This is a genomic window from Streptomyces malaysiense (genome assembly GCF_000980885.2).
Lineage (GTDB): Bacteria > Actinomycetota > Actinomycetes > Streptomycetales > Streptomycetaceae > Streptomyces > Streptomyces malaysiense.
Genome location: NZ_LBDA02000163.1, coordinates 1 through 4,932, shown reverse-complemented (window position 1 = coordinate 4,932; position 4,932 = coordinate 1). Strand labels below are relative to the sequence as shown.

Annotated in this window: 2 protein-coding genes; both read right to left on the bottom strand. The window is 72.9% G+C overall.

Features of this window, described 5'->3' with window-relative positions:
- Nucleotides 1-1,403 (bottom strand): condensation domain-containing protein (locus VT52_RS34635; protein WP_240510025.1); only part of this gene is annotated, 1,403 nt, incomplete at its 3' end.
- Nucleotides 1,400-4,932: non-ribosomal peptide synthetase (locus VT52_RS34630; RefSeq protein WP_143070977.1), on the bottom strand; the 3,533-nt coding region annotated here is incomplete at its 5' end. The genes VT52_RS34635 and VT52_RS34630, both read right to left, overlap by 4 nt.

Genomic DNA, 4,932 nt, shown 5'->3' with positions numbered 1-4,932 from the left:
TCCAGAGACAGCCCCGGAGCGGAGGTGTGGGGACCGGCCCACTCGTCCAGTCGCCGGCGCTCGTCGGCCGCCAGCAGCTCCAGCTCACCGACGGGCGTGTCCGGGGTCTCGGCCGCCGCGGTGAGCAGTCGCGCCAGACGGTCGAGGACCGCCCGTGCCGTCCGGTCGTCGTACAGATCGGTGGCGTACTCGGCGACGATGTCGAAGCCGGCCGGACCGCCGTCACGGCGGGGGCGCTCCTGGAAGCCGAAGGTCATGTCGAACTTCGCGATCCGCAGTTCCGGGATCACCAACGACGTCTCCAGGCAGCCGAGTTCGGGCCCGGACTCGTCGAGGGACTGGCCGACGGTGAGCATGACCTGGAACAGCGGGTGCCGGGAGGCCGAGCGCTCCGGGTTGAGGGCCTCGACCAGCCGGTCGAACGGCACGTCCTGGTGCGCCCAGGCCGCCAGATCGGTCTTCCGCGCCCGGGTGAGCAGTTCACGGAAGGACGGATCCCCGCCGGTGTCCGTGCGCAGGACGAGCGTGTTCACGAAGAAGCCGACCAGGTCGTCGAGGGCTTCGTCCCCGCGTCCGGTGACCGGGGAGCCGATGACGATGTCGGTGCCGGCGCCCGAGCGGGTCAGCAGCGCGGCCACCGCAGCCTGGGCCACCATCAGGAACGTGCTGCCGGTCTCCCGGGCCAGGGCGGTGAGCGCCCGGTGCGTACCGGCCGGGCAGGACACGGTGTGCGTGGCACCCCGGTAGGAGGCCACCACCGGGCGCGGCCGGTCCGCGGGCAGCGTCACCTCGTCCGGCAGCCCCGCCAACGCCTCCTTCCAGAAAGCCAGTTGCGAGCAGAGCACGCTGTCCGGGTCGTCCGCGTCACCCAGCACCTCCTGCTGCCACAGCGTGTAGTCGGCGTACTGGACCGGCAGCGGCTCCCAGTCCGGCAGCCGCCCGTCGACCCGGGCCCCGTACGCGAGCCCCAGGTCCCGCATCAGCGGGGCGTTGGACCAGCCGTCCGAGGCGATGTGGTGCACCACCAGCAGCAGCACGTGGTGATCGGGGGCGAGTTCCAGCAAGGTCCCGCGCACCGGCAGGTCATGGGCGAGGTCGAAGGTCTTCGCCGCCAGCTCGCCGAGGGTGTCCCCGAGGGCGTCCTCGGTCACCGGCAGCACCGGCAGTGCGAGGTCGACGTCCTCCTCCGCGACGATCGACTGGTACGGCGTCCCCTCCCTCGCGGGGAACAGGGTCCGCAGCACCTCGTGCCGGGCCAGCACGTCCGACAGGGCGCCCCGCAGGGCCGTACGGTCGAGAGCGCCCCGCAGCCGGACGGCCAGCGGGATGTGGTAGGTCGCGGAGGGGCCTTCCATCTGGTCCAGGAACCACAGCCGCTGCTGGGCGAAGGACAAGGGGATCATTTGGACGCTCCCATCCGGCGCATGGGCCGAAGCTTGGGCCGGGCGCCGCCGATACGGTCGAGCTGCTCGACCAGCGTGGCCACCATCGGGTTGTTGAAGAGGGCGCCGACCGGCAGGTCGGCCCCCATGACGCTGTTGATCCGGCGCACGAGCCGGGTGGCGAGCAGCGAATGCCCGCCCAGGTGGAAGAAGTTGTCGTCGATGGACACCGACGGGCGGCCGAGCATCTCGGCGAACAGCCCGCAGAGCATCTCCTCGTTGGGGGTGCGCGGGGCCCGGCCCTCGGCCGCCGCTCCCGTGCCGGCCGGCTCGGGAGCGGGCAGGGCCCGCCGGTCGAGCTTGCCGTTGGCGGTGAGCGGCAGGGCGTCCAGCTGGACGAAGGCCGACGGCACCATGTAGTCAGGCAGGGTCGCGGACACCCGCGCGCGCAGTTCGGGGACGTCCACCCGGGTGCCCTCGGCGGAGGTCACGTAGGCGATGAGGCACTTGTCGCCCGCCCTGATCTCCCCGAGCACCACGGCGGCCTGCGCCACCGAGGGGTGCCGGCACAGGACCGTCTCGATCTCGCCGGGTTCGATCCTAAAGCCCCGGAGTTTCACCTGCTGGTCGGCGCGGCCGAGGAACTCGATCTCACCCCGGTGGTTCCAGCGGGCCAGGTCGCCCGTGCGGTACATACGGTTGCCGGGCGGACCGTACGGGTCGGCGGTGAACCGCTCGGCGGTCAGCGCGGACCGGTTCGGGTAGCCGGCGGCCAGTCCGGAGCCCGCCAGGTAGAGCTCGCCCGGCGTCATGGGCGGGACCAGGCGCATGCGGCTGTCCAGGACGTACATCCGGGTGTTCTCCAGCGGGGTGCCGATCGGTACCGCGCCCGGGTGGTCGTGGGGCCTGCGGACGGTGTGCGCGGCGACCAGGACGGTCGTCTCGGTCGGGCCGTAGCCGTTGAGCACGGTGGTGCCGGGGCAGTGCTGGTGGATACGGCGGACCGCCTCGACGGACATGACGTCGCCGCCGGTCAGGACGGTGCGCACGCCCGCCAGCGCCGCCGGGTCGTCCTCGGCGAGCATCTGGAACAGTCCCGACGACAGGACCAGTCCCGTGATCCGGCCCTCGGACAGCACGCGGCCCAGCGCGGTGGTGTCCAGCAGTCCGGGCGGTGCGACGACGAGCGTGCCGCCGCTCAGCAGCGGCATCCAGAACTCGAACGTCGAGGCGTCGAAGGCCATCGGCGAGTGCAGCAGCATCCGGGCGCGCGAGGCGAGGGGGAACCGTTCGTCGGCGGCCAGAGCGGTGATGTTGCGATGGGTGACCGCGACGCCCTTCGGGACACCGGTCGAGCCGGAGGTGAACATGGCGTAGGCCGGCTGCTCGGGGTGGACCGGGGGCAGGGGGTCCGCTCCCGAGGGTGTGCCCTGCGGGCGGTCCGCCACACCGGTGACCGGGATGACGCGGGCGTGCTCGGGGAGGCCGAGGCCCGCCGGCTCCCGGTCGGTGAGGAAGACGGTGGCCTTCGAGTCGCGGATGATCAGGGCGATGCGGTCGGCGGGGTAGCGGACGTCCAGCGGGACGTAGACCGCTCCGGCCTTCACGACCGCGAGCACGGCGACCACCGCTTCCAGCGAGCGTTCCAGGAAGAGGACCACGGGGTCCCCGGCGCGGATGCCCGCGCCGACGAGCCGACGGGCCAGCCGGTCGGCGCGTTCGTCCAACTCGGCGTAGGTGAGGACGCGTTCGCCCATCACCGCGGCCGGCGCGTCCGGCTCACGGGCGACCCGCGCGGCGAACGCCTCAGGGAGCGAGGTCCCGGCACGGGGGACCACGTCGCCGTTCCAGGTGACGAGCAGCTGCCGGCGCTCCGCGTCGCCGAGCACGTCCAGCTCGCCGGACGGCAGGTCGGGGGCGCCGGCCGCCGCGGTCAGCAGCCGGATCAGGCGCGCCGCCGCGGCCTCCACGGTGTCCGCGTCGTACAGGTCGGTGGAGTACTCCACGCTCAGGTCGAAGCCGGCCGGCTCGCCTCCCGGGGTGCGGTGCTCCTGGAAGGTGAAGGTGAGATCGAACTTGGCGATCTCAAGAGGCGTGAACTCCGACTCGGCGGTCACATCCGGCAGTTCCGGCACCGGTACGACGGCGTCCGTGACCGAGAGCATGACCTGGGCGAGCGGCTGGCGGGAGGTGGAGCGTTCGGGGTTGAGGGCCTCGACGAGCCGGTCGAACGGCACGTCCTGGTGCGCCCAGGCCGCGAGGTCCGTGTCCCGGGCGCGGCGCAGGAGTTCGCGGAAGGACGGGTCCCCGCCCGTGTCGGTCCGCAGCACGAGGGTGTTGACGAAGAAGCCGACCAGTCCGTCCAGTGCCTGGTCCGCCCGCCCGGCCACGGGCGAGCCGATGGCGATGTCGGTGCCGGCGCCCGAGCGGGTCAGCAGCGCGGCCACCGCCGCCTGGGCCACCATGAAGAAGGTGCTGCCGGTCTCCCGGGCCAGGGCGGTGAGCGCCCGGTGCGTCCCGGCCGGGCAGGACACGGTGTGCGTGGCACCGCGATACGAGGCCACCACCGGACGGGACCGGTCCGCGGGCAGCGTCACCTCGTCCGGCAGCCCCGCCAACGCCTCCTTCCAGAAAGCCAGTTGCGAGCAGAGCACGCTGTCCGGGTCGTCCGCGTCACCCAGCACCTCCTGCTGCCACAGCGTGTAGTCGGCGTACTGGACCGGCAGCGGCTCCCAGTCCGGCAGCCGCCCGTCGACCCGGGCCCCGTACGCGAGCCCCAGGTCCCGCATCAGCGGGGTGTTCGACCAGCCGTCCGAAGCGATGTGGTGCACCACCAGCAGCAGCACATGCTCATCCGGTGAGAGCTCGAACAGCATTCCACGGAGGGGGAGTTCGGAGTCGAGGACGAAAGGACGGCCCGCCTCCTCGCCGATCCGGGCCGCCAGGGTGCCCTCGTCGGCGGTGACGACGGCGAAGGGGACCTCAGCCTGTTCGGCCGGGACGATCCGCTGGCGGGGTTCACCGTTGTCGGCGGGGAACAGGGTGCGCAGTGCCTCGTGCCGGCCCACGACGTCCGACAGGGCACCGCGCAGCGCGTCCCGGTCTAGGCTGCCCGTGAGGCGGATGACCAGCGGGATGTTGTACGTCGCCGACGGGCCCTCCATCTGGTCCAGGAACCAGAGCCGGCGCTGGGCCGGGGAGAGCGGCAGCCGCTCCGGACGTGGTCCTGCGGTCGGGGCGGGACGGGTGGTGTCGGTGGTGTCGCCCTGGTCGCGCGCGACATGACCGGCCAGCGCGGCCGCCGTCGGGTGCCGGAACAGGTCCCGCACCAGCACCTGTGCCCCGAAGATCTCCCGTACCCGCGCGACCAGCCGGGTGGCGAGCAGCGAGTGGCCGCCGAGCCGGAAGAAGTCGTCGTCCACCGAGACCGCCGGCAGGCCCAGCGCCTCGGCGAACAGGGTGCACAGAACCTCCTCGGCGGGCGTGCGGGCGGCACGGTTGCCCGCACCGCCGTCCCGCACCGGTTCGGGCAGGGCCCGCCGGTCGAGCT